Origin of the sequence: Latilactobacillus sp. (genome assembly GCF_033176295.1) — a bacterium.
Lineage (GTDB): Bacteria > Bacillota > Bacilli > Lactobacillales > Lactobacillaceae > Latilactobacillus > Latilactobacillus sakei.
The window spans coordinates 1-22,783 of sequence record NZ_JAMQEX010000001.1 but is presented as its reverse complement, the minus strand read 5'-3'; the positions used below and the strand labels follow the sequence as shown (position 1 = coordinate 22,783).

The window sequence follows — 22,783 nt, the reverse complement described above, 5'->3', positions numbered from 1 at the left end:
CATTATCGTAGCTTGTTCTAGGCGGAATGTCTAGTTATATCTATAATTTCTAGTTGTTAGTCTCCAACTTTATTAAAGATGGTGTTTCATGCTATAATAGATACACTGAAATAAAAGAGGTACATTAATATGAAAGATAAAGATCAAAAGAAACTCGAAATCGCTAAGAAACAGTATAAAAAGCTAGCTAATCGCCCCCTTGCTAAGGAACGTAAAAAAGCAGTTGGGACATCTTCTATTTATCTGTTTGTCGTTGTTGCGGTAATTTTAATTGCGCTAGCCATTTTTCTTAAACAGCGTTAAATCAAAAAAGGTTGCTGAAGCAACCTTTTTTTGATTGAATGTTTTTTATTTACCGTCTATAATGAAGTAGTTCACTCTTTTAAGCTTAACTGCTTATCTAAAACACGAACATTATCCAGAAAGGCGGCTCTTATGTCTACCAACAAAAAAATCTATCTCGCAGGTCCTTTTTTTAGTCCTGAACAAATCGAAAGACTCGACAAAGTTGCGGCTCTCCTAGCGCAAAATCCAACAGTTGAGACCGAAAGTATTTTCCGCCCCAATCAACATAGCTATTCAGAAGCTGAATTTGGTAGTTTTGAATGGCAAACCGCTACTTTCGGATTTGATATTCGCCAAATTGATCAAGCTGATCTCGTTGTAGCAGTATTAGACTATCAAACAGAATCAGGTCAATTTGAACCCGACTCAGGAACGATGTGGGAATGCGGTTATGCTTTTGCCCATAACAAACCCGTTGTTTTAGCACGTTATAAAGATGATTTACCGATTAACTTAATGTTATCCGGTAGTGCGACAGCTGTCTTCAACGGCGATGCAGATCTTACTAATCTAGCAACTTACGACTTTAACGCGCTTCAAACTAAATACGTTGCAACTAAAATTTATTAATTAAAAAATGTCTCGCTAAACTATTCTTGGTCTAGCGAGACATTTTTTTTAATTAGAACCCATTATTTTCCGTTAATTGACGATACCAATGACCACTTTTCTTCATAGTCCGTTGTGCATTATGCTCCAGATCAACCCGGAAGAAACCATAGCGATTTCTAAACCCGTTTAACCAAGACCAACAATCATTAAACGTCCAAGTATGGTAGCCAAAGCAACTACTACCATCTGCAATCGCTCGGTGTAATTGGCGTAAATGTTCCTGCATAAATTCAATCCGATAGTCATCTTGAATCTCACCGTCTGCAGCCATAAACCGTTCTTCATCTGCGACACCCATGCCGTTTTCAGAAACATACCATGGAATATTCTGGTAGTCGTTCTTCATCATCATCGCAACATCATACAAGGCTTCTGGATAGATTTCCCAGCCACGATATGGATTAATTCGCCGTTCTGGCCAGACGTAATTCTCATAGAGGTCATCGGTCGTCAACGCCGGGAAGTGTGGATTGGTTGGTGCCTGTACTCGCAATGGTTGGTAATAATTAACACCAATGAAATCAACACGGTTAGCCGCTAATAAATCTCGGTCACCGACTTCAGTAACAGGCGTCAATTGGTGTTCCGCCAACAACGTTATCAAAGCAGGTGGCACCTGGCCTAAAACTGTTGGTTCTAAGAAACTCTTAGCCAAAAGTAAATCCGCTTTTTCTTTAGCTGCCAAGTCTGCTGGCGCATCACTCTTCGCATAAGCTGGTGTAATATTGAGAATAATTCCAATTTGACCGTCTGGTTTTACTTTTCTAAATTCAGCAACCGCCGCAGCGTGTGCCAACAAAGTATGGTAGCCAACTTGAACTGCCTTCTTGAAATCAATGATGTCTGGATAATGGTAACCCGTTAAATAACCACATTCAATATGAACGATTGGTTCATTAAAAGTCGTCCAACGGTCCACCAAATCACCAAATAATTCAAATGCTGTTTTGGCATATCGCGCAAAGGCCATTACTGATTCTCGGTTTTCCCATCCACCCTTTTCCATTAACCACCAAGGCATGTCAAAATGGAATAAATTGATGATTGGTGTAATATTAGCAGCCTTCAAACGTTCAAAATAATCTCGGTAAAAAGCGACCGCTTCCGGATTAACATGTTCCCCGTCTGGCATTAGGCGGGTCCAAGCAATTGAGGTCCTGAATGAATTCAAACCAATCTTTTGCATATTTTGAACGTCTTCTTTGTACAATCGGTAAGTGTCACTGGCTGAATCGGGGCCCTGGTCGCCATTAAACTTCTCAGGGTGCATTTCAAACCATTTGTCCCATGTTGAGGCCGACTTACCATAATTAAGCGCATAGCCTTCTGATTGGGGTGCTGACGTGGCTGCGCCCCACATAAAATATTCCGGAAATTTGATCATTGACTCTTCTCCTTTAAAATGTAATCGGCATCATTTGTTATAACTTTATTGTAGCATGCCTTGTTTTAAGTTTCACTAAATAACTAATCGCTAATCAGGCGGGTTTGCAATCGCTGTCATTGACTTATTTTACCATTTATCATTATTTTTTATACATTTTTTATGTTTTATGCGTAATTTGCTTTAATTTTAGTGGTATTTATGATATATTTTAGCAAGAATGATTAATACTCCCCCAAGTAAGATCATTTCGATACTCATAAGATACCCGGCTCACTCTCTTCCCCAATTAGAGTTTAAGCCGGGTATTTTTGTGCAAAAAAAATAGCCCTCGCGGACTATTTTGATCATTATGCAAAAATAATTTGATAGATTCCTGCACCACAGATTGCGCCAATAATTGGTGCAACGACTGGTACCCAAGCATAACTCCATTGTGAGTCGCCTTTGTTCTTAAGTGGTGTCAACATGTGCACCAAACGTGGGCCTAAATCACGAGCTGGGTTCAAGGCAGGACCTGTTGGGCCACCTAATGAAGCCACTAATGTCATAACCAATAAACCAACAACGATATGTCCGGCAGCGCCAAACTTACCAGCACCGATTGCTAAAGCACCGAAAACTAAGATAAGTGTCCCAAGGAATTCATTTACAAAACCATTCATACGGCTATGAGCAGCATCAATTGTAACGAATGAGCCTAAAATACCTTCTTGGTTTGTTGTACGATCATAATATGGTTTGTAAGCTGCAACCAATAATAATTGACCAACCATTGCGCCTAAGAATTGAACAATGATATATGGTAAGACATTTTCCCATGGGAATAAGCCCATCACTGCAAAACTCAATGTCACAGCTGGATTAAGATGATTACCAGAAATGCTACCAAACATAACAGCGGGAATCATAACCCCACATCCATATCCAAAAGCGATTAAGAACCAATCACTACTAAAACCTTTTGTTCCCTTTAATTCAACGTTGGCTACTGCCCCGTTACCAAAAATAATCATAATTGCAGTTCCAATAAATTCGGCAGCCAAACGGGTTGTCAAAGAAGCATCCACTACTATTTCCTCCTAATGTTAACATAAGTATATATCACATGATACGTGATAATTTTCAGAAAAACAATTAGCTTTTCTAATTAAAGCCCTTTTATGAAAAAATTTGTCCTTTTTTCACATTATTCTATTAAAAATAACTTGCTTAAATTGTGTAAAATGGGATAATATTCATTGGTTAACCATGATAACGCTGATTATCTAATTGGAGGTCACTTTATGAACTTAATGTTAGCCGTTATTCTCTATTTCGGCTTAGCCATCTTTGGATTGGGCTTATTACTACTCTTGTTCCTTCTTATCTTTAAAAAAAGCATTAAAGCCGCGTTGATTATTGCATTAATTGGCTTGCTCGTCGCGGCCGCACCGGTTGGTTATCAATACTACCTCTCCCAAAAAGCCGCGCATGAAGCACAAGTTAAACTTGAAAAACGTGAGAAAAGCTTTAATAAACATGAACGTCAATTTTTAAAACATATCAAGCAAGCAACAGCTTCCACAGAATATGTTGCCCAAAAATACACTGCTACTTGGGAAACACTGATTAAAGACGGTTCCGTTACAATCGGTGATTCAACTTATACTGATAACGAAAATGCAATCGCTGGTGAAGGGCGTCGTCTAGTTGCTAAGGGCAAGCTCGATGATGCTGATAATTATTACGCTATTGCCCAAACTGATTATGAAAGCATGAAAGACTATAAGACAAGTCATAACAAAGAACGGCTTGTCTACGCTAAAAACGTTTTGGCAAAGACTAATGCTTTTATCTTAGCTGCAACGCGTCCTAACAGTACGTATCAAGATTACGCAGATGATATCTATAAAACAAATAAAAGTCATGTCCGTGCGATTGATCAGTTAAAAAATGCCCGTTCAACCGCTATTAATTAGCGAAACTAAAATATCATTTTTCAATTAGGTGCCAACAGTTTACGCCATTCAAATAAAATGCTGGGGAGCATTTTATTTTTGAAACTATGGTTAACCCCATTACATTTTGGAGGGTAAAAAAATGCGTCGAATAACACTAGTTAGTTTATTAGCAAGTCTTCTTTTACTACTTACCGCCTGCGGAAACCCCGTAGCGGTTAAGCTTCATGAAAATGGGAGCGGGTTCAATGCAACCGTGACCGGTAAAACCAAGCAAAAACGGGTGTACTGGCAAATTGGCGATCAAACCCATTCAGTCAAAGTGACTGATGGGACTTTTGAAGTTGATATTCCCTACAAAGCCAAAGAATATCGTGTCACATTTGCCGATAACGAACAGCTTAATAATCCAACATACTTGCAAGGTCCTGCTGCAACACCTATTACAAAATGGTCTACTTTCATCGCACGTTACAATCCTTTAGCACGCCAAAAAAATTTAGGCGTTTTTGATGCTAAAGCGATTGAAGGTATTCGCTCGGATCAAATTGATGATCATAATGTTATCTCTATCAATGCTAGTGATGGACAAATCTTAGGAATTTCCGTTAAATCGCTAGATGCGAAGAACAACCTTGTCTTTAAAAACTATTTGGAATCTTTCACCGCTAGCCTGGGCACCGACAACAAGCAAGTTACAACGCTTGTAAAGCAGTCCTTCAACCGTCCCAATAAACTTTTACAATTAACAACTAAAAAGATTCGCTATTCAATCATTACAACAACTAATCAGAAACATAAAATGACACAACTTGCCATTACGCACGTTGAATAGGGCAATAAAAAAGACCTGAAGCTGACAATCTTCAGGTCTTTTTTATTTAATTAAATTATATAAGTAGTTTTTAATTTCGGGAGAAATTATTCATAAGTTCAGTATAACCCATCGCCATAATTACGTAAACGATCGGTCAAGCACAACTTAATACCACCAAATCAAATTAGCAGAAAAAACTAATCCATTATGTTATATTTAAGTTATTAAGAAGGAGGTTTTTATCATGTTAGAATATCATAATATTTTAGTTGGATTAGACGGTTCAGAATTAGCTGATAAGGCGCTTAAACAAGCGATCGAAGTGGCTAAACGTAATCATGCCAAACTTTTTATTGCTCAGATTATTCCAGATGAAGTCTCTGTCAGCACAAGCATCACATATCCCTCTTCTTCTCTAGAGGCCGAACGAAAATCAACGAAGCTCTACTTAGAAGAAAAAGCCAAGGAAGCCAAGGATCAAGGCGTTGCAGACGTCCAAACCATTTTCAAGGTTGGTTCACCCCGCCGTGAATTAGCCATCACTATCCCACAAGAAGCCGATATTGATTTAACCATTGTCGGGGTTAGTGGTAAAGGTGCTATTGAACGATTGCTCATTGGTTCAGTGGCCCAATTTATCAGTATTCATTCGACCACAAATGTCTTGTTGGTTAAATAAGGCGAACGAGGCTTTAAAATTCGGTAAAGATTGTCATACTCGTTAAAGCGCCCCCAAGACCGTTTCATTCGTATTTAACATTTATCAAGCATTGTTATTGACCAATTCTATTAACAAAGTACTCTTTTTTACGCACCATTGGCCGACGATAATTGATTATTGATTGTTAATAACACCCTTGCTAATGTTAATAATTGTTATATAATGAAGGCTAAATCCCCTCTTAACAACTATATTTCAAGTAAGGAGTGTTATGTGTGGCATTTGATATTACTAAACTTTCGGATCAACATCTTAAGGCCGCCTGGCACAAACATCGAAAACAAATCTTAACGACATTAGTGCATCCTACCACCTGGTTCGATCAAATTAATCACCTCTTGATGGCCTTTTTCAAATAATTAATAAGCGTCTAGTCTTAAACAAAATTTTGTTTAGCACTAGGCGCTTTACTTTTGCGCTCATCAATGGTTGTCCCCCATACAAAATGGTATACTGCTATATAAGAAGTCTTTATAATATTGGAAGCGAGGCTTTTTTATGATTGCTGTCTTATTAGTTGTTTGCGAAATTTTTATTAGTACGGCCCTTATTTTCTGGACCAAGCACACTTGGAATTTACCCGTCCTTTTAATGGGCGGCGGGCTCATCCTACTAGCCCTTCTCACACAAATGTGGTGGCAAGTTCTGTGTATCAGTTTGCTGATAACTGGCTTTGAACTACTCGCCAGCCACTATCATCTATAGCAAGGAGTACTGATTATTGAAACTAAAAAAGAAGCACCGTCTAAGATTATTAGGGATACTACTGATGGCTGGCATTGGCCTGTTGATGGTCCAAGCGCAGTTTGGTAAGCCCCTATTAAAAATACAAAATGCCCAATCCGCACAAGATATCACTAAAAAACCTAAAAAAGTCCTGTTAGATATCGCACCCATTTCTCAATTTCCAGAATTACCAACTGGCTGCGAAATCACGGCCGTCGCAATGCTGATGACTTATAAAGATATCGACTTACCCAAAACAGCTATCCCAGAATTGATTCCCTACACAACCACTGGCGATATGGAGACCGGTTTTTGGGGTAACCCATTTGATGATTCCGGTTATACCATGTACCCACCTGCTTGGGCCGATTTATTCGATCAATATCTAGGCAGCTTCACCGATCTTTCTAATGCATCCGTATCGACCTTAAAAAAGACACTTGATCATAAAAAACCAATCGTCGCGTGGATTAATTATCACGGGCAACCTGCTCATTCCGTTTTAATCGTCGGTTATGACCAAGAGCACTTCTATTTTAATGATCCTTACACAGGGAAACGCAAAAAAATGACATTTAAGGCCTTCTGGAAGATTGCAAGTTACCAAGGCCACCGGGCAATGACTTATTAAGTTTAATTGGGGGAATTTATCATGTTTAAGCACCAAACACTAACACTATTATTCGGCACTAGTCTTTTATTACTAACAGCTTGCCAAGCAAAACAACCTAGTACGCACTCAGTGGCATCATCCTCAGCTCAACAAAGCTCACAGGTTGCTCATTCAAAATCATCTTCTGCAGAAATGGTTTCTAAAACCACTACTTCTTCAGCAACAACTAGCCATACCGTTCAAGAAACGACTCACACTTATACTGATAGTCAAAAAGCAGCAATCACCCATGATTTCTTAGAGTGGGCCGGTCAACGTGCTGAAGTTGGTAATATGGCTGTTAGTGACTGGTACTTTGACCACGGGGCTGACGATCCTGGTGATTGGTTTGCCGAAACACCGGATGGCCGTGTTTTAGTCCAACATGGTGAAGGTGACGGGCGCCACTACCCCATTCAAGCAGTTGGTGGTTGTGTTTTTTACACCGCATTAGATGGCACGACTGGTATCGATTCACAATTATACGATTCCTACGCCAGAAATTATGCTAGCAATATGAATATGAACCGCCCGATTAGTAAGTATTTATTAGGTGATAACGGTGTCGTTTACGAACTCAAAACGGGAAATGGGCAAACCACAAATACGGAAGATGGTTTTGCATTAGCCCCCTTTAGTGGTAGCCGAAATACGTCCCCTACACCATTTACCGTTTCACAGGATACGGCTGCGCAACAAGAATTAAAATCGTTGTTAGCTGCCTATTAGACACATTTTAAGGAGAATTCAATGAATAATGCCGCTTTATTAGAATACCTCGAAGCAAACTCCCGCGCTCTCGATACCTTTCGCGATAAGAGCCTCGATTATCAAAATGAAAAAAATATGAAGCGTCAACCTGCCAAACGTTGGAATGAAGCTAAGGTTGATCGTGCTGTCGATAAGATGGTCGCCGAATTCATCGCCAGTATCCAACAAAAGATGGCTTTTAACATTCGGGGTGAGCATGCTGATGACTATCAAACTTGGGTTGATTTCATCGAACAAAATGAGGTCCTAGAAGGCCTTGAAGAATCAGTCAATGAAATGACATTTGAATAATATAGATAAATTAAAGTCGGGTCAAGCATCAATTTGGCCTGACTCTTTTTTTATACACTAAAAAAGCGACTAAAAATTAATTTTAGTCGCTTTCTTTAAAACGAAATACTATCAATTATAGGCGTTCGTTTAATTCTTTACCAAGTTCTTCGAAGCCAGGTTTGCCTAATAAAGCAAACATGTTCTTCTTGTAAGCTTCAACACCAGGTTGGTTGAATGGGTTAATGCCGTTCAAGTAACCTGAAATTGAAACTGCCATTTCGAAGAAGTAAATCATGTAGCCTAATGTATAAGCTGTTTGGTCAGGAATATTAACGGTCATAACAGGTACGCCACCATCAGTATGTGCTAAAACAACACCTTGGTAAGCTTTCTTGTTAACGAAGTCCATTGTATGGCCTTCTAAGTAACCTAAACCATCTAAGTTTTGTTCGTCAGCTGGGATGTCAATGTCGCTGTTAGGTTTTTCAACGTTAACAACAGTTTCCATCAAGTTACGACGACCTTCTTGGATGTATTGACCTAATGAATGTAAGTCAGTTGAGAAGTTAGCGCTTGAAGGATAGATCCCTTTTTGGTCTTTACCTTCAGATTCGCCCATCAATTGCTTCCACCATTCTGAGAAGTATTGCAATGTTGGTTCGTAGTTTTCTAATAATTCAGTTGTGTAACCCTTACGGTATAAGATGTTACGTAATGCAGCATATTTGTATGCATCATTCTTAGTAACGTCTGTATCTGTATATTCTAAGCGTGCGTCAGCGGCACCCTTCATTAATTGATCAATATCGCCACCAGCAACGGCAATTGGTAATAAACCAACAGCTGTTAATACTGAGAAACGACCACCGATATCATCAGGCACAACAAATTCTGCATAGCCTTCTGCATCTGATTCAGTCTTCAAAGCACCTTTAGCGCGGTCAGTTGTTGCGTAGATCCGGCCTTTAGCTTCTTCTTTACCATATTTCTTGATTAACTTATCTTTTAAGACACGGAAAGCAATTGAAGGTTCCGTTGTTGTCCCTGATTTTGAGATAACGTTGATTGAGAAATCGCGGTCACCGATCAAGTTAACTAAGTCTGATAAGTAGCTTGAACTAATTGAGTTCCCAGCGAATAAAACTTGTGGGAAATCGCGTTGTTCTGCTGGTAACATGTTGTAGAACGTGTTGTTTAAGAAATCAATTGCAGCTTTAGCGCCGAGGTATGAACCACCGATACCAATTGCCACGAAGATTTCTGAATCGCTCTTAATCTTAGCAGCAGCTTCTTTAATCCGTGCAAATTCATCTTTATCGTAATTAACTGGTAAATCTAAGAAGCCACGGAAATCGTTGCCTGCGCCAGTTCCTTCACGTAATTGTGAATCTGCAGCATTAACCATTGCTTGCATTTCTGCAAGTTCGTTTGATTGAACAAATTTGTCCAAACGTGATGCATCAAATGAAATATGTGCCATAGTAGTCTATTCCTCCTGTTTTTAAAACACAAGTATACTTAATAACTTTAGCTTTTTTAAAGGTAAAATGCAAGCTAGATTGCCCCCTTGATTTAGAAAAGTTGAATGATGTATTAACGGCATTACCGGGTGAAAATCTGTTAACTGCATTAGAAGAAGAACGTGGAAAGGGCAGAAATGATTATCCAGTTCATACCATGTGGCGTGCTTTCGTAGCTAGTTTTGTCTTTCAACATCGCTCTGTCGCTTCTTTGATTCGAGAGTTGAAGCGGAATAGCCAACTCAGAGAACTATGCGGATTTCACCTCATTTTTCGCGCTCACAAAAAGGCAAGTATAGGGTTCAACTAGCTCCCACAGAAGCTGCTTTTTCTCGATTTTTAAAAAAGTTACTGCTCCATCAACACCTATTAGATGAGATGTTTACTGAATTGGTCACTACTTTATATGAAACACTGGATGGATTTGGGCAAACGTTAGCTTTAGATGGAAAAATCATCCCTTCTTATGCTACAAAACCAAATAAAAAAGTAGAACATGATGGCAGAAGAGATACTGAAGCAGATTTCACACTAAAACAATATACCACTACGACAGCCAATGGCGAGAAGATAACAAAGAAGAAAACATGGTTTGGTTATCGACTTCATTTAATCGTTGATGCAAATTATGAATTGTCTGTAGCCTACGAAGTGACTAAAGCATCTGAAGGCGAACCGACGGTCGCAAAAAGACTGATCAAACAATTTTCTACCTCACAAACGAAACAGTGTGACTATCTTCTAGCTGACAGAGGATATGATGGAGCTCCATTATTAAGTCTCATTGAATCTAAAAACATCATCCCCGTTATTGATATTAAAAACCAGTGGGATAAAGATACGCTAACCCAACAATATCGAGATACAGATTTAATTTATACGTATAACGGAGCGGTTTCCTATGTCGATGAAAAAGGAAATGAGATAAAGCTAGCGTATATGGGACATGATAAGAAAACAGATTGTTTACGTTATGGATTTAAATCTCAATATCAGGATAACCGGCTTTTCAGAATAAAATGTGAAGAAGACTGACGTATATTTAACAAAGTCGCTAGGGATAGTTTTAAGTTCAAACGAATCTACAAAAAGCGAACCTCTATTGAGCGAGTAAATGGACGAATCGATCGAGATTACCTATTTGAGAATCATACGATACGAGGAAAAAAGAAACTGAATCTTTTTGTGACGATGACTTTTCTCATTATGTTAGCCTTTGCGAAAGATAAGATCAGTAAAAACCATCTAGCTTATCTAACTGCTTGGGTAGCTTAATTTTTTTAAAATTAGAAGGGATCGTTTGTTTGACGTACGCAAAAATAAAAGCGGAGTAAAAAAACAGACACTTTTTTACACAAACCATGGAATGAACTGACTACTTTCCGCTATTTTACAAATAAGGAAGCCTACGGCTTATTTCGATGCTAGTTATTTTCACAAAAAATGGTACAACGTAATTTATTCTAAAAGAAACTTATTTTAAAAGAATAACAGATGGCGGTTTTTCATTATCTTGAATATGAACAAGATTATTCTGGGAAAGTCCGAATGCTGGGCTATTGAATAGAAACCAGTTAAGGCAGTGGTGTATAGGTTCTTTTTGGACGCTTAAAAAATGAACTGTTTTATATGGAGTATTCTGGAAGGATATTAGTATAGACCCAGTGAGCCAGCCTCTTTTTCATTTTCTAGGTACCTTTCTATTAGGCGCTTACGTTACTCTAACAATTACCGTTATCAATGGAATTTAAAAAAGATGACCCCTATTCAATATAGGAGGCATCTTCAAGCAGCTTAATCTCTTTTTTTATTGTGTCCTTGACATGGGTACCATTTTATCGGGAGCTCTCTACCAAACTTTTATTTTTAAATTATTCTTTAAACAACAATGCTTTACTATTTGGATACGTAGGAAATTGGTTCATTGGAACGGTCCAGTCTTGTTCGGGAATACTAAAGTTATATTTATTTACTAATTGGTCAGAAAAGACACGCATACTGTGAAGAGTAATCCATTCTCCTGCACAACGGTGCATATTTCTAAATTCTCCTCCACCTTGCGCAATCATTTCGTATTCTTCTTCATAAGAAATTTCTTTTGTTTTTCCAATATATCTCTTGATATCAAATTTTTCTGGATGATCAATCGTACGAGCGTCATGGTTTGTACCATAAATATCTAAGACAACCCAGCTATCTTTTGGTATTTCGTAACCATCAATTTCTACATCACGAAGAGCGATTGCTGGTAACATAGGAAAGAATGGATAGTAGCGACGCATTTCTTGAATAAAGGAATCTTGTAGGGTATCAAAGTCTTCTTTTAATTGGTCATACAAGTTCGTTTTACTGAAAAGCGCATGCCCCATTAAGGCCATCCAAACCGTCAGTGCTACAGTAGGACGAATGATGTTTAGCAATTCAACTGCTGCAACCTCTACTGGTAATAACTCTCCTTCTAGGTCTTCTGCTTGTGCGAATGTATAGAGGGCAAGATTTTCTTTGCCTGGTACAGGATTTTTGCGAGCTTCTTTAATTAATGATTGAGCCCATCCCTCTGATTCGTTACGGTCTTTTACTCCTTTTAAGTGGTTCGTTGGAGAAGTGATGGCTCCGCTAATCATGGATATTTGATTACTAGCAAGCTTATCGATTTCTTTCGGATCATACTGTGCTAGATTAATTCCAGCCCATTCACAAATAGAGTTAAAGAGAACTCTTTTAGAAAGGTCGAATAACTCAAAAGTGCCATGTTGCTGATCGAGTTCGGTTGCAAGATTTTGATCTAGAATAGCTCTATAGTCTTCCATACGTTCTGGAGTCATCAAATCCATGAAATAATTTTTACGTTGATGGTGTTTCTTTCCATCTATCGTCTGTACGCCGTCTTCACCAAATAAAGTTTTCAATACTACTTTTGGCATAGACCCTTCCCGCTTGAAGTTTTCAGGATTATAAAATTTACGCGCTGCTTCTTCTCCATAAACGGTTGTAATTTCTTCTGTCAGAAATTCTGCTTTTGCTACTGGAGCATCTGCTTCTTCACGAAGCTCACCTAAAAGGTTATACCCTTTATTAATCAACTCCTTTACATCCGTTAGTTTGATTTTTGTTTCTGGTACTTGTTTCATTATTTCATCTCCTGTTTGTTTTATTTCTACCAATACAAACGTACTATCTTAAACAACTCAGTGTCAAAAATACTGCTCACTGGCTTTTTCACGCAAGTTTTGCTTTCTTTTCAGAATTTATTTTCTTAAAGGCCTTGACTTCATTCTGGCAAGCCGCTATACTTTTCAACATCAAATAAAACGGAGGTTACTGAAAATGACAAACACTCACTTAGTACAATTGAATATTCGTTGGCAAAGCCGCTAAGTGAGATTGTATACCGTCGTGGGATACAGTCTTTTGATTGTATCCATGCGGCCATTCATCAGTAATCGATTGAATTTTAAGCCTACATGGATTTTACTCGAGGAAATCCATGTAGGCTTTTTCTGTCCCCTACATGACTATGTGGGGGACTTTTTTTATTTGAGAAATAAGTGCGTTCAGCCTGGTTATACTTTGAGGAGTAGCCTAGTCCAGTGAATGAACGATGTAATCGTTCGTTTGCGGGACGTAGCTAACCGCAGAAGTATGGGCTGAAAAGCACGTTAAAGGAGCTTTCGTCAATGTCTAAACTAAAACGTTTTTTACCACTCATTTTAATTTTCGGTAGTTTACTCACACTGCTAGGTATCAAAAAAATTAAAGAAGCCCACCAACCTGATTTGCCAACCGTTGGTATTTTACAGCCCTTATCCCATCCCGCACTTGACGAAATCCACCGCGGTATTGTCGCAGGTTTAGCGAGTGCCGGCTATCATAATCATCAAAATATTAAAATTGATTTTCAAAACGCACAAAACGATCAAAGTAACTTGCGCCTAATGAGCAACCGCTTTGTTACAGAAAAGGCAAAAGTTACCATCGGCATTGCAACACCAGCCGCCCAAAGCCTTGCTAACGCCACTAAACAACTGCCAATTATCCTAGGCGCCATCACCGATCCGGCAAGTGCAAACCTCGTTAAAAATAACCAACATCCCGGCGCCAATATCACCGGCGTTTCCGACCAAGCACCCATTCAAAAACAACTCGATTTAATGCAAGCCATCATGCCGCAGCTTAAAACCGTTGGTATCTTATATTCCAGCAGTGATAACTCGGCAACCAGTCAGATGCACCTATTCAAGCAACTCGCCAAACAAAAAGGCCTCCAAGTCATTGATGCAAGTCTTAGTTCCGTCAACGATCTGGAACAAGTCAGCCAAAATCTAGCGCCTAAAGTTGACGCAATTTACGTACCGACCGATAACACAATTGCCAGTGCAATGGGCACACTTGTCCACGTCACCGATAAAACTAAAACACCGGTCTTTCCTTCAGCTGAAACGATGGTTAAAGACGGCGGGCTTGCCACCGTTGGCTTGAGTCAATATGATTTGGGCGTTGAAACCGGCAAAATGGCCGCTGCCGTTTTAAGCGGTCGTTCAAAACCCGCTTCAACACCCATTCGCTATTTACGTAAAGGCCACCTTGTCTTAAATCTCAAAAAGGCCAAAGACTTACACATCACCATTCCTCAAAATCTTGTCAAAACCGCTAAAGAAAAAGGAGCGATTATCAAATGAGCCTCATTATTTCAACCATCGACCAAGGATTATTATGGAGTTTACTTAGTTTAGGGGTCTTCATTACCTTCCGGATCTTAAAATTTCCTGATATGACTGTCGAAGGTAGCTTCCCACTAGGCGCGGCATTAAGTGCCGTCATGCTACAACAACACAATATCGCCCTTTCGCTACTCGTTGCCTTTGTTGGCGGTTGTCTTGCCGGGTTAGTCACTGCTATCTTATACAATTATTTTCACGTTCAGAGCCTCTTAGCCGGTATCTTGACGCTAACCGGTCTTTATTCAGTTAACTTGCGTATTTTAGGCCAAGCCAACCTCGCAATCGGTGATCAACATAATCTCTACCAATTGCCTTTTTTACAACAATTCACTGTCGATCAACGGCTACTAATTTTGAACCTCATCATTATTGTCGTGGCGATGTTGGCCCTTGCCTTATTACTCTACACTGAATTCGGACAAGCACTGATTGCAGCCGGTGATAATCCGACAATGGCGCTCTCTCAAGGAATTGCCGTCAAACGAACTAAAACGATTGGAATCGTCCTTTCCAATGGTCTCATCGCTTTAGCAGGTGGTTTGGTTGCGCAATATAACGGCTTTGCAGACGTCAATATGGGGATTGGCGTAATGGTCATTGGCTTATCCGCCATCATCATTGGTGAACGGCTATTAGTCGGTCACCACTTCATTTCTAAATTAATCAGCATCATCCTTGGCAGTATCGTCTACCGTTTAATCTTACTATTGGTCCTCCAACTTGGCTTTAATGCTAATGATTTCAAACTGTTCTCAGCCATTATCCTCGCCATCTTCATCATTGCACCACAACAAAAGAAAGGAATGACCACAAAATGACGCCTCGTATGACTTTAAACCAAATAAGTTATCAAATATCTGATGATAATGACCAAAAACAATTACTCGACCAGTTAAGCCTTGACATCAATCCCGGAGAATTCGTTGTGCTACTAGGAGCCAACGGTGCTGGTAAATCAACTTTTTTCAACACTGTTGCTGGTGATTTAACGCCGACGAGTGGCCAAATTATTTTTAATGGGCAAGAGATTACCAAGCAATCTGCCCAACAGCGGACACGTTTAATTAGTCGTGTTTATCAAGATCCTAAATTAGGGACAGCCGCTGATATGACCGTCGCCGAAAACATCCTATTAGCCATGCGTCGTGGTCAGCGGCGTCGTTTGTTGCCCCGTCGTCTAAAACAACAATTACCGCAAATTAAGGCTCTCGCCAAAACGTTACCCAACCATCTAGAACAACAGCTTAATCGACCAGTCAGTACCTTATCTGGTGGACAACGCCAAACCCTAAACTTCTTGATGGCAACGATTCAAAAACCCGAATTGCTATTATTGGATGAGCATACATCGGCCTTAGACGCCGTTTCAAGCCAGGCATTGATGACTTTTACAGATCAAACCATTCAGGATAATCAACTCACCTGTTTGATGATTACTCATGATTTGGAAGATGCCTTGCGTTATGGCAACCGTCTTTTAGTGTTAAAAGCCGGTCAATTAATTGCTGATTTTAATGCGGTGGAAAAACAACAACTAACAACGGAAAAACTCCTTAATTATCTTAATGCCTAAAAAATAACAAGCGTTCCTAGTTCTGAATCATGTTCAGAATATGGGATACTTGTTATTTTATTTTGTCACAATACCAGTAATTAGTTCAGTCCGTTGATAAAAGAAGCGAAACGCTTGTAATCGATTTCAACGTGTGCTAAATTATATGTCATAAGGTTGTGCGCAACCTAAATCGTTAATTCACTTAAAGGAGTTCTTTTACTATGACTGGTACAAATACTGAAACGCAAGAAACTATTCCAGCAAGCGTTGCAATGCTTCGCGTTCTTGAATCTTGGGGAGTTGACCATGTTTTTGGTTATCCTGGTGGCTCATTTAATTCAACAATGCGTGCATTAACGGTTGAACAAGACCGACTTAAATATATCCAAGTACGTCATGAACAAGTTGGTGCACTTGCTGCCGCTGCTGATGCTAAATTAACGGGTAAAATTGGGGTTGCTTTTGGTTCTGCTGGTCCCGGTGCAACGAATCTTTTGACAGGCTTATACGATGCTAAAGAAGATCACGCCCCTGTTTTAGCATTAGTTGGCCAAGTCCCAAGTACAAATATGAACTACAACTACTTCCAAGAATTTAATGAAAATCCAATGTTTGATGACGTTTCCGTTTATAACCGACTCGTTATGACGCCAGAAAGCTTACCATATGTTGTTGATAAGGCTATTCGTGAAGCATACAAACACAAGGGTGTTGCAGTTGTCATTATTCCTAATAACTTTGGTTACGTTGAAATTCCAGACACACCATACAGCTCAAGCTCACCAACAGATCGTAAACAAGTTGCAGGTCCTGTTGCTACTGATGAAGAAGTTGACCAATTCTTAGCAATGGTCAAAGATGCCAAACGTCCTGTGATCCACGTCGGTCGTGGAATTAAAGATGGCGGCGACAAACTCGTTGAATTATCGAAGAAATTACAAATTCCAATCGTCATGACTGGTCTTGCAAAAGGCTTAGTACCTGATAGTTATGAAGGTAACTTAGGCATGGCTAACCGAGCTGCTTCAAAAGCTGCCGATGAAATCATGGCCGTTAGTGATCTTGTGATTGCCATCGGTGCCGACTTCCCATTTGCTAACTTAATTTACCGGACACACGACTTTAAATTCGTTCAAATCGATAATGACGAAGCACAATTTGGCCGTCACCATTTCTTAGATTTTGGTATCTGGTCAGATGCAACTACTTTTGTTGAAAAAGTGGTTGCCCGTAGTCAAGCTGCTGCACCAAGTCCATTCTTCAAGGCTGCCGTTGCTGATATGAAGAACTGGCAAGCTTATCTTGATGCCTTAACAAATCGGCCATCTGATCCACTTGAATTTGAACCAATCTATAAAGAAATTAATCGGATTGCTGACCCAGATGCTGTCTTTTCAATTGATGTTGGTGATAATATCATCAATAGTTTCCGCCACTTGCACTTAACACCGAAGAATAAATGGGTAATTTCAGCCCTCTTTGCTTCAATGGGCTCAGGCGTGCCTGGTGCCTTAGCTGGTCAACTCAGCTACCCAGATCGTCAAGTCTTCAATATTGCTGGTGATGGTGCCTTTTCAATGGTGATACAAGATTTAATCACCGAAAAGAAATATCAATTACCAATCATCAATATCATCACTTCTAATGCTTCATTAAACTTCATTAAGAGTGAACAAGATGATTTACCAATGGATTATTCAGGAATCTTTATCGAAGATCAAGACTTCGCGATGATTGCCCAAGCAATGGGCGTTGAATCAATCACCGTTCGTTCTTCTAAAGAATTACCTGCCGCTTTTGACAAAGCTCTTGAAGTCACAAAAGCGGGTCGCCCATTCTTAATCGATGCTAAGATTACTGACAAACGTAGTATCCCTGTTGAAGAATTAGAATTAACCATCAAAGATGGCAAGCTTACAGAATCAATTAGCGCAAGCTATGATGCTTCTCGTCCTACCGGCAAAGAATACAGCGTTGCTGATTTCTTCGCTGAATATGATGGTCAATCACTTAAAACATTGCCAGAATTATTCGCAGAAAATGGCGTTAAACTCTAATATTTTCAAATTAAAAAGCATCCTAACACATATTAGGATGCTTTTTTGATACTTTAATTTTCAGCAATCGTTTCTTTGGGATGGAACCAAACAACGTTCTTATCGAAAAATGACACTAAATCGTTTGATAAGTACAAGATGTAGGTAAAGAATAGGACCCAGTTAGAACCGCCTTGCATCGCTGTGATGCCCCATAACGTAATCGAAACAATACTTTGAATAAACCAGAAGTAGTAACTTTCTTTAAAACGTAACGTTGTCAATAACGCACCAGTAAAGCCAACCGAAGCGGCAACACTATCAATCAACGGCCGTGGGCTATCTGTCATATTACTTTCCCAGAGATATAACAACCCTACTGAAGCAGCGAAGAATAATAACGTCAGTACCCAGTTACGAAGACCCTTACCGCGACTCGCAAGACCACGGACTTTTTTATCGACATTTTGTGCCCAATCTGGCATCAATAAGACCGGAATATCTAACATAATAATGTAGACTGTTTGTAATAACATATCATTATAGTTTTTAGCGTTGTAAGCCACAATAATGTAGATTAACGCAGAAATAATCCCAAAAACACCATTTAAGGGTTTGGTATTAGTGATACTAATCGTACATGTAAAACCTAACATGCCCGCAAACATCGTTAAGATTGAAACACTGTTAATTGGTCCACCTGAAACTGTGGCAGCTAAAATAAAACCCAAACCAAACATTAATAAGCCATAACTGGCTGTTGTCCAGCCCTTCATTTGTTGGATATACCACTTTGGATTAAATACACTGGCGATTGCACGACTATCTTGCATTGATCAAAAACCCTCTTTATGTCAAATTAGTTATTTATTCAGATCGTCAACACCATTTTCTATATCTTGGTGCCTTTAAAGAATTAACAACACTATATATAGTACACGCAGACTTTTTAAATTTAAACTCTTGTATTTAATTCAAAATATGGTAGCTCTCAAATCATAATTTTTAGAATACCTGGTAATACGCCAATGCAAGCGCTGAACTAGTCCAATTAAAAAAAGATAGTTGTCCACCTTATCAATTCGCTCAAAAAAAGTGTCGCTCAATTTAATTTGAACGACACTTTTTAAATACTTTTTAAGCCCGGTAAATTGTTTTAGCGGCGTTCATTGCCGACCAAGCTTTTGGCCAACCCACATAAAAGGCCAGATGCGTGATAACTTCGACAATTTCTGCCTCGGTAATGCCGTTTTCCTTGCCAATTTTTAGATGTGCTGGTAACTGTTCGAAATTACCACCAGAAATTAATGCACTAATTGTAATTAAACTCCGTTGATGCGCTGGTAGTTCTGATTCTCGTGACCAGACTTGTCCAAATAAAACATCATCATTTAATTCAGCGAATTTAGGTGCAAAATCACCTAATAAATCGCGACCTGCCGTCTGTTTTTTTGCCATTTTAAAAACCTCCTTTTAATTTGTTAATACGTCATAATCAGCATCAGAAACAGCCTCTAGCCATTCAGGTGTTCCAGCTGTGATTGCGATGTGGCTAAACCAACTGTCCTTAGTGGCACCATGCCAATGTTTAATCCCGTCTTTAGTGACAATCACATCACCAGGCACCAAATGTTGGGCTGCTTTCCCGGCTTCTTGGTACCAGCCTTCACCACCAGTAACTAATAAAATTTGATAACCATCATGATGAATGTGCCAATTGTTACGACAGCCCGGTTCAAACGTGACATTACCAACATTAGCATTCACATCTGGTTCGTTAACCAACATTGATAAATAGCTTTGCCCAACAAAAAAATCTTGGTAAGCCACATTCGGTTCCCCTACTGTAAATAATTGTTCTGTTTTTAATCGTTCATTTTTAACCATTTCAATAACCTCACTTTATTATGATTCGAATCGCTGTAAATAGGTTTCAAAGCTTTCTAATTGACCTATCGACTGGTCTAATTTGCCATCATACCAGTCTATTTTACGGCCCATTATCACCAAGTTCGCTTGTAGCTCAGCGACTTCGGCTTCAGCGCGTGCTTTAACCTGCTGCAATAGCGCCTTGCGCGCCTCAATCGTTGGATCACCTTGCGCTCGCAATTCAACATAGTTCTGTAATTCGGTAATCCGCATCCCCTTCCCTTTTAGATGGAGGATAAAACCGACCCATTTAACATCCTCTAACGTGTAATAGCGTAACCCGGCTGCATCCCGTTGTGGTTTGATTAAACCTTGTTCCTCGTAATAGCGCAACGTATACGTTGATAATCCTACTAGCGTTGCAAATTCACCAATCTTATAATGTTTTTCTGCCAAGCTAACCGCCTCCTTTTAATAAACCGGTCGATCACCGTCCGTATTAGGCTGATTAATCCCCCAACTTGCGCGAATACCAAGGGTTGGTTGATCAATTAGGTCTACCACCACCTTGGCGATACTCTGTCGTGAAATGATCGTCCCTTTAAATGGTGTCCCTTTTTCCGTTAATTCATAATCAACAATCGGTTCGTCGGTCATATAAGCACACCGTAAAATCGTGTAGTCTAATGGCGATTGTTCAACAACTGCTGCTGCTCTGCGCGTATCTTCCATGACATCGTGACCCACAGCACGTTCATTCCACGCACCAAATTCTCCCGGCACTTCATGGTAAAGACCTAGCCCACTGATATAAATCAACCGTTTAACACCGGTCGCTGTCATTGCTTTGACGACGGTCTTCATTAAAGGTTCAAATTCGCCACCTAAATTAGCATAAACGATATCGATCCCCTTCAAAGCTGCCGTTAATCGCGCTTGATCCAAAACATCGCCTTCGATAATCGTCACATGCGGATTTGTTTTTAAAGCTGCCAATCGTTCAGCATTCCGCAGATATAAAACTAATTCGTGTTGCTTAGCTGCTAATAAATCTTGAATAACCAGCTGTGCGACTTGGCCTGCCGCACCCAATACTAATATTTTGCTCATGATCGTCACTCCTTCACTTCAGTAACTGTAGAATACACCTTCTAGTGGACTATAAGGCAAGCTTTAATTTAAAAAATATTTCAATTTTGCGCAATTTAAAAGTAATCGGTTGAAGTATTACAAATCGTAGTTTATAATGGTTATAAAGTAATAAAGGTTATTGGAGGCTTTACTGTGACTAAAAAATTATCTCTTGCTCAAAAAATTAACGTCATGCGAGCCAGTGTGATGGGCGCCAACGACGGGATTCTTTCCGTTGCTGGTATTGTTATTGGGGTTGCCGGTGCCACTAGCGATCACTTCGCCATCTTTATCTCAGGGATTGCCGGCATGTTAGCCGGCACCATCTCGATGGCGATGGGCGAATACGTCTCTGTCAGCACACAAAAAGATGCGCAAGAAATGGCCATTTTCAACACACAACTCAATCTAAAAAGTAATTATGAATCTCAAAGCGCTTTTGTCCGTCAAAAATACATTAAAACGGGTATCGCACCGGAATTAGCGACTAAAGCCACCCAAGAAATGATGACTGCTGACCCACTAACAACTGTTATCCGGGAAAAATACGGCTTTTTACCTAACGCCTTCACAAATCCTTATGCAGCTGCGATTGCTTCATTTATTTCATTTCCTATCGGTTCTATTTTGCCACTAGCAGCAATTACCCTTTTCCCTAATCGCATTAGCGTTATCGCAACTATCATCGCGGTGATGATTGCCCTAGCTATTACTGGTTATAGCGCCGCTGCCCTTGGCAAAGCTAATCGTTCCAAAGCCATTATTCGAAACGTCGTCTCCGGTTTATTAACAATGATTGTCACTTACGCAATCGGGACATTGTTCAAACAATAAAACCCTGCTAACTAATTTTTAAAAAGCACAATTATTTTTCCTCGAAAGGATCCTTTTCTATGTCGATTTCAAAAACAACTACCCCTTCAATTGAAAAGCCCCACCAAACAATGGAAGAAAAGATGAATACCTTACGGGCTGGTGTTTTAGGTTCCAATGACGGGATTTTAACCGTCGTTGGCGTACTTTTTAGTGTTGCCGCCGCCACAACTAATAATTTCACGATTTTTATCGCTGGCTTAGCAGACCTACTAGCCTGTGCCTTTTCAATGGCCGCTGGCGAATATGCCTCCGTTAGTTCTCAAAGTGACACTGAAAAGGCTGCCGTTGCCATTGAACAGCAACGCTTAATTCATGATAAGGAAGGCCAAATCAAAGAAGTGCAAGCCTTCTACGAATCAAAAGGCGTTACACCAGAAACCTCACTAGCGATTGCCAAAGATCTCATGTCGAAAAAACCTTTAGCGACCATCGTCAACGTTAAATACGATTTAGAACTCGGCCATTATATGAATTCTTGGGCAGCAGCCTTTGCTTCTCTTTTCTCCGCAGCCTTCGGTGGTGTTTTCCCATTATTTGCTATGATTATTCTCCCTGAAGCCTACAAAATGACGGGGACCATCATCGCCGTTACTGTGGCGGTTTCCATTACAGCTTATATCAGTGCTAAACTTGGTGACGGCAAGGTCAAAGTTTCGATTATTCGGAACATTCTAATCGGCCTAGTCACCATGGCTATTCACTACGGCATCGGCCAACTTTTCTAAATTTAAATAACTGGCAAATTCTATAATTAATCCGAACAGAAATTAAAAAGCCCAAAGCAATCACTTACAATGGTAGTAGCTAATTCCAACCAATATAGGGAGTGATTAC

The 22,783-nt window shown here is 39.7% G+C and carries 28 protein-coding genes; 19 read left to right on the top strand and 9 right to left on the bottom strand.

Features of this window, described 5'->3' with window-relative positions; genetic code table 11:
• Positions 1–129 precede the first annotated feature (129 nt).
• Both NDN60_RS00125 and NDN60_RS00120 read left to right on the top strand, forming a co-directional pair.
• A complete protein-coding gene (locus tag NDN60_RS00125) occupies positions 130–303 on the top strand; it encodes a hypothetical protein (RefSeq protein ID WP_011374865.1) in 174 nt (57 codons plus the stop codon).
• A gap of 132 nt (positions 304–435) precedes the next feature.
• Positions 436–915 (top strand): nucleoside 2-deoxyribosyltransferase, encoded by a 480-nt coding sequence (locus NDN60_RS00120; protein ID WP_011374866.1) that lies wholly within the window; start codon positions 436–438, stop codon positions 913–915.
• A gap of 52 nt (positions 916–967) precedes the next feature.
• Here NDN60_RS00120 and NDN60_RS00115 read toward each other — a convergent pair whose 3' ends face one another.
• Together NDN60_RS00115 and NDN60_RS00110 are read right to left on the bottom strand one after the other, a co-directional pair.
• Positions 968–2,341 carry a glycoside hydrolase family 1 protein gene (locus NDN60_RS00115; protein ID WP_011374867.1) on the bottom strand — a complete coding sequence of 458 codons (1,374 nt, stop codon included), beginning with the start codon at positions 2,339–2,341 and terminating at the stop codon, positions 968–970.
• A 350-nt stretch (positions 2,342–2,691) separates the two neighbouring features.
• Positions 2,692–3,411, bottom strand: coding sequence for an MIP/aquaporin family protein (locus tag NDN60_RS00110; RefSeq protein ID WP_082268175.1), 720 nt, complete (start codon positions 3,409–3,411; stop codon positions 2,692–2,694).
• 216 nt (positions 3,412–3,627) lie between these two features.
• On the opposite strand from NDN60_RS00110, the gene NDN60_RS00105 reads away from it, so the two are divergent.
• The 7 genes from NDN60_RS00105 to NDN60_RS00075 all read left to right on the top strand — a co-directional run bounded on the left by NDN60_RS00105 (position 3,628) and on the right by NDN60_RS00075 (position 8,259).
• Positions 3,628–4,302, top strand: coding sequence for a hypothetical protein (locus NDN60_RS00105; protein ID WP_076639187.1), 675 nt, complete (start codon positions 3,628–3,630; stop codon positions 4,300–4,302).
• A gap of 121 nt (positions 4,303–4,423) precedes the next feature.
• Positions 4,424–5,116 (top strand): hypothetical protein, encoded by a 693-nt coding sequence (locus NDN60_RS00100; RefSeq protein WP_011374870.1) that lies wholly within the window; start codon positions 4,424–4,426, stop codon positions 5,114–5,116.
• A 226-nt stretch (positions 5,117–5,342) separates the two neighbouring features.
• Positions 5,343–5,777, top strand: a complete 435-nt coding sequence (locus NDN60_RS00095) for a universal stress protein (protein WP_011374871.1) — start codon at positions 5,343–5,345, stop codon at positions 5,775–5,777.
• A 257-nt stretch (positions 5,778–6,034) separates the two neighbouring features.
• A complete protein-coding gene (locus NDN60_RS00090; RefSeq protein ID WP_011374872.1) occupies positions 6,035–6,178 on the top strand; it encodes a hypothetical protein in 144 nt (47 codons plus the stop codon).
• Between the two features lie 362 nt (positions 6,179–6,540).
• Positions 6,541–7,176 (top strand): C39 family peptidase, encoded by a 636-nt coding sequence (locus NDN60_RS00085; protein ID WP_231952377.1) that lies wholly within the window; start codon positions 6,541–6,543, stop codon positions 7,174–7,176.
• A 21-nt stretch (positions 7,177–7,197) separates the two neighbouring features.
• Positions 7,198–7,926 (top strand): hypothetical protein, encoded by a 729-nt coding sequence (locus tag NDN60_RS00080; RefSeq protein ID WP_056948729.1) that lies wholly within the window; start codon positions 7,198–7,200, stop codon positions 7,924–7,926.
• Between the two features lie 21 nt (positions 7,927–7,947).
• A complete protein-coding gene (locus tag NDN60_RS00075; protein WP_011374876.1) occupies positions 7,948–8,259 on the top strand; it encodes a hypothetical protein in 312 nt (103 codons plus the stop codon).
• A gap of 115 nt (positions 8,260–8,374) precedes the next feature.
• On the opposite strand, the gene NDN60_RS00070 is transcribed toward NDN60_RS00075, so the two are convergent.
• Positions 8,375–9,721 (bottom strand): glucose-6-phosphate isomerase, encoded by a 1,347-nt coding sequence (locus NDN60_RS00070; protein ID WP_056948732.1) that lies wholly within the window; start codon positions 9,719–9,721, stop codon positions 8,375–8,377.
• 197 nt (positions 9,722–9,918) lie between these two features.
• Here NDN60_RS00070 and NDN60_RS09340 point away from each other — a divergent pair, with 197 nt between their 5' ends.
• The 4 genes from NDN60_RS09340 to NDN60_RS09325 all read left to right on the top strand — a co-directional run bounded on the left by NDN60_RS09340 (position 9,919) and on the right by NDN60_RS09325 (position 11,559).
• On the top strand, positions 9,919–10,071 hold the full coding sequence (locus NDN60_RS09340; RefSeq protein ID WP_350028373.1) for a transposase: 153 nt from the start codon (positions 9,919–9,921) through the stop codon (positions 10,069–10,071).
• Positions 10,014–10,796: a transposase gene (locus tag NDN60_RS00065; RefSeq protein ID WP_011374879.1), complete on the top strand. Its 783-nt coding sequence runs from the start codon at positions 10,014–10,016 to the stop codon at positions 10,794–10,796. Before NDN60_RS09340 ends, NDN60_RS00065 begins: the two co-directional genes overlap by 58 nt.
• 3 nt (positions 10,797–10,799) lie before the next feature.
• A complete protein-coding gene (locus NDN60_RS09335) occupies positions 10,800–11,036 on the top strand; it encodes a transposase (RefSeq protein WP_082267781.1) in 237 nt (78 codons plus the stop codon).
• Between the two features lie 427 nt (positions 11,037–11,463).
• Positions 11,464–11,559, top strand: coding sequence for an IS3 family transposase (locus NDN60_RS09325; RefSeq protein WP_331716960.1), 96 nt, complete (start codon positions 11,464–11,466; stop codon positions 11,557–11,559).
• Between the two features lie 73 nt (positions 11,560–11,632).
• Here the strand turns inward: NDN60_RS09325 and NDN60_RS00060 are convergent, their stop codons facing one another.
• Complete coding sequence (locus NDN60_RS00060; protein WP_056948736.1) at positions 11,633–12,892, bottom strand: cytochrome P450; 1,260 nt, start codon at positions 12,890–12,892, stop codon at positions 11,633–11,635.
• A 546-nt stretch (positions 12,893–13,438) separates the two neighbouring features.
• Here NDN60_RS00060 and trpX point away from each other — a divergent pair.
• From trpX to spxB, 4 genes are all read left to right on the top strand, one after another.
• The gene (gene trpX, locus NDN60_RS00055; RefSeq protein WP_056948738.1) at positions 13,439–14,440 is read left to right on the top strand and encodes a tryptophan ABC transporter substrate-binding protein; all 1,002 of its coding nucleotides are present in this window, start codon (positions 13,439–13,441) and stop codon (positions 14,438–14,440) included.
• Positions 14,437–15,300, top strand: coding sequence for an ABC transporter permease (locus NDN60_RS00050; RefSeq protein ID WP_011374884.1), 864 nt, complete (start codon positions 14,437–14,439; stop codon positions 15,298–15,300). Before trpX ends, NDN60_RS00050 begins: the two co-directional genes overlap by 4 nt.
• A complete protein-coding gene (locus tag NDN60_RS00045; protein ID WP_056948739.1) occupies positions 15,297–16,055 on the top strand; it encodes an ABC transporter ATP-binding protein in 759 nt (252 codons plus the stop codon). The genes NDN60_RS00050 and NDN60_RS00045 overlap by 4 nt, the downstream gene beginning before the upstream one ends.
• A 203-nt stretch (positions 16,056–16,258) precedes the next feature.
• A complete protein-coding gene (spxB, locus tag NDN60_RS00040; protein WP_099947670.1) occupies positions 16,259–18,094 on the top strand; it encodes a pyruvate oxidase in 1,836 nt (611 codons plus the stop codon).
• Between the two features lie 53 nt (positions 18,095–18,147).
• Here the strand turns inward: spxB and pnuC are convergent, their stop codons facing one another.
• From pnuC to NDN60_RS00015, 5 genes are all read right to left on the bottom strand, one after another.
• On the bottom strand, positions 18,148–18,906 hold the full coding sequence (gene pnuC, locus NDN60_RS00035; protein WP_016265300.1) for a nicotinamide riboside transporter PnuC: 759 nt from the start codon (positions 18,904–18,906) through the stop codon (positions 18,148–18,150).
• Between the two features lie 304 nt (positions 18,907–19,210).
• Positions 19,211–19,531, bottom strand: coding sequence for a carboxymuconolactone decarboxylase family protein (locus tag NDN60_RS00030; protein ID WP_011374888.1), 321 nt, complete (start codon positions 19,529–19,531; stop codon positions 19,211–19,213).
• A gap of 15 nt (positions 19,532–19,546) precedes the next feature.
• Positions 19,547–19,960, bottom strand: a complete 414-nt coding sequence (locus NDN60_RS00025; RefSeq protein ID WP_011374889.1) for a cupin domain-containing protein — start codon at positions 19,958–19,960, stop codon at positions 19,547–19,549.
• 18 nt (positions 19,961–19,978) lie between these two features.
• On the bottom strand, positions 19,979–20,398 hold the full coding sequence (locus tag NDN60_RS00020; protein WP_011374890.1) for a MerR family transcriptional regulator: 420 nt from the start codon (positions 20,396–20,398) through the stop codon (positions 19,979–19,981).
• A gap of 15 nt (positions 20,399–20,413) precedes the next feature.
• A complete protein-coding gene (locus NDN60_RS00015; protein WP_011374891.1) occupies positions 20,414–21,052 on the bottom strand; it encodes an NAD(P)H-binding protein in 639 nt (212 codons plus the stop codon).
• A 174-nt stretch (positions 21,053–21,226) separates the two neighbouring features.
• On the opposite strand from NDN60_RS00015, the gene NDN60_RS00010 reads away from it, so the two are divergent.
• Positions 21,227–21,907, top strand: coding sequence for a VIT1/CCC1 transporter family protein (locus NDN60_RS00010; protein ID WP_011374892.1), 681 nt, complete (start codon positions 21,227–21,229; stop codon positions 21,905–21,907).
• A 59-nt stretch (positions 21,908–21,966) separates the two neighbouring features.
• Entirely contained in the window at positions 21,967–22,674 is a 708-nt protein-coding gene (locus NDN60_RS00005; RefSeq protein ID WP_011374893.1) for a VIT1/CCC1 transporter family protein, read from the top strand.
• Positions 22,675–22,783: the final 109 nt, after the last annotated feature.

Excerpts from the sequence above, each read along its gene's own strand:
- NDN60_RS00005 (WP_011374893.1), top strand. The coding sequence starts at position 21,967 with ATGTCGATTTCAAAAACAACTACCCCTTCAATTGAAAAGCCCCACCAA.
- NDN60_RS00070 (WP_056948732.1), bottom strand. The coding sequence starts at position 9,721 with ATGGCACATATTTCATTTGATGCATCACGTTTGGACAAATTTGTTCAA.
- NDN60_RS00080 (WP_056948729.1), top strand. The coding sequence starts at position 7,198 with ATGTTTAAGCACCAAACACTAACACTATTATTCGGCACTAGTCTTTTA.
- NDN60_RS00015 (WP_011374891.1), bottom strand. The coding sequence starts at position 21,052 with ATGAGCAAAATATTAGTATTGGGTGCGGCAGGCCAAGTCGCACAGCTG.
- NDN60_RS00115 (WP_011374867.1), bottom strand. The coding sequence starts at position 2,341 with ATGATCAAATTTCCGGAATATTTTATGTGGGGCGCAGCCACGTCAGCA.
- NDN60_RS00025 (WP_011374889.1), bottom strand. The coding sequence starts at position 19,960 with ATGGTTAAAAATGAACGATTAAAAACAGAACAATTATTTACAGTAGGG.
- NDN60_RS00050 (WP_011374884.1), top strand. The coding sequence starts at position 14,437 with ATGAGCCTCATTATTTCAACCATCGACCAAGGATTATTATGGAGTTTA.
- NDN60_RS00065 (WP_011374879.1), top strand. The coding sequence starts at position 10,014 with ATGCGGATTTCACCTCATTTTTCGCGCTCACAAAAAGGCAAGTATAGG.
- NDN60_RS00030 (WP_011374888.1), bottom strand. The coding sequence starts at position 19,531 with ATGGCAAAAAAACAGACGGCAGGTCGCGATTTATTAGGTGATTTTGCA.
- NDN60_RS00125 (WP_011374865.1), top strand. The coding sequence starts at position 130 with ATGAAAGATAAAGATCAAAAGAAACTCGAAATCGCTAAGAAACAGTAT.
- trpX (WP_056948738.1), top strand. The coding sequence starts at position 13,439 with ATGTCTAAACTAAAACGTTTTTTACCACTCATTTTAATTTTCGGTAGT.
- spxB (WP_099947670.1), top strand. The coding sequence starts at position 16,259 with ATGACTGGTACAAATACTGAAACGCAAGAAACTATTCCAGCAAGCGTT.
- pnuC (WP_016265300.1), bottom strand. The coding sequence starts at position 18,906 with ATGCAAGATAGTCGTGCAATCGCCAGTGTATTTAATCCAAAGTGGTAT.
- NDN60_RS00060 (WP_056948736.1), bottom strand. The coding sequence starts at position 12,892 with ATGAAACAAGTACCAGAAACAAAAATCAAACTAACGGATGTAAAGGAG.
- NDN60_RS00120 (WP_011374866.1), top strand. The coding sequence starts at position 436 with ATGTCTACCAACAAAAAAATCTATCTCGCAGGTCCTTTTTTTAGTCCT.
- NDN60_RS00045 (WP_056948739.1), top strand. The coding sequence starts at position 15,297 with ATGACGCCTCGTATGACTTTAAACCAAATAAGTTATCAAATATCTGAT.
- NDN60_RS00075 (WP_011374876.1), top strand. The coding sequence starts at position 7,948 with ATGAATAATGCCGCTTTATTAGAATACCTCGAAGCAAACTCCCGCGCT.
- NDN60_RS00100 (WP_011374870.1), top strand. The coding sequence starts at position 4,424 with ATGCGTCGAATAACACTAGTTAGTTTATTAGCAAGTCTTCTTTTACTA.
- NDN60_RS09340 (WP_350028373.1), top strand. The coding sequence starts at position 9,919 with ATGTGGCGTGCTTTCGTAGCTAGTTTTGTCTTTCAACATCGCTCTGTC.
- NDN60_RS00095 (WP_011374871.1), top strand. The coding sequence starts at position 5,343 with ATGTTAGAATATCATAATATTTTAGTTGGATTAGACGGTTCAGAATTA.
- NDN60_RS00105 (WP_076639187.1), top strand. The coding sequence starts at position 3,628 with ATGAACTTAATGTTAGCCGTTATTCTCTATTTCGGCTTAGCCATCTTT.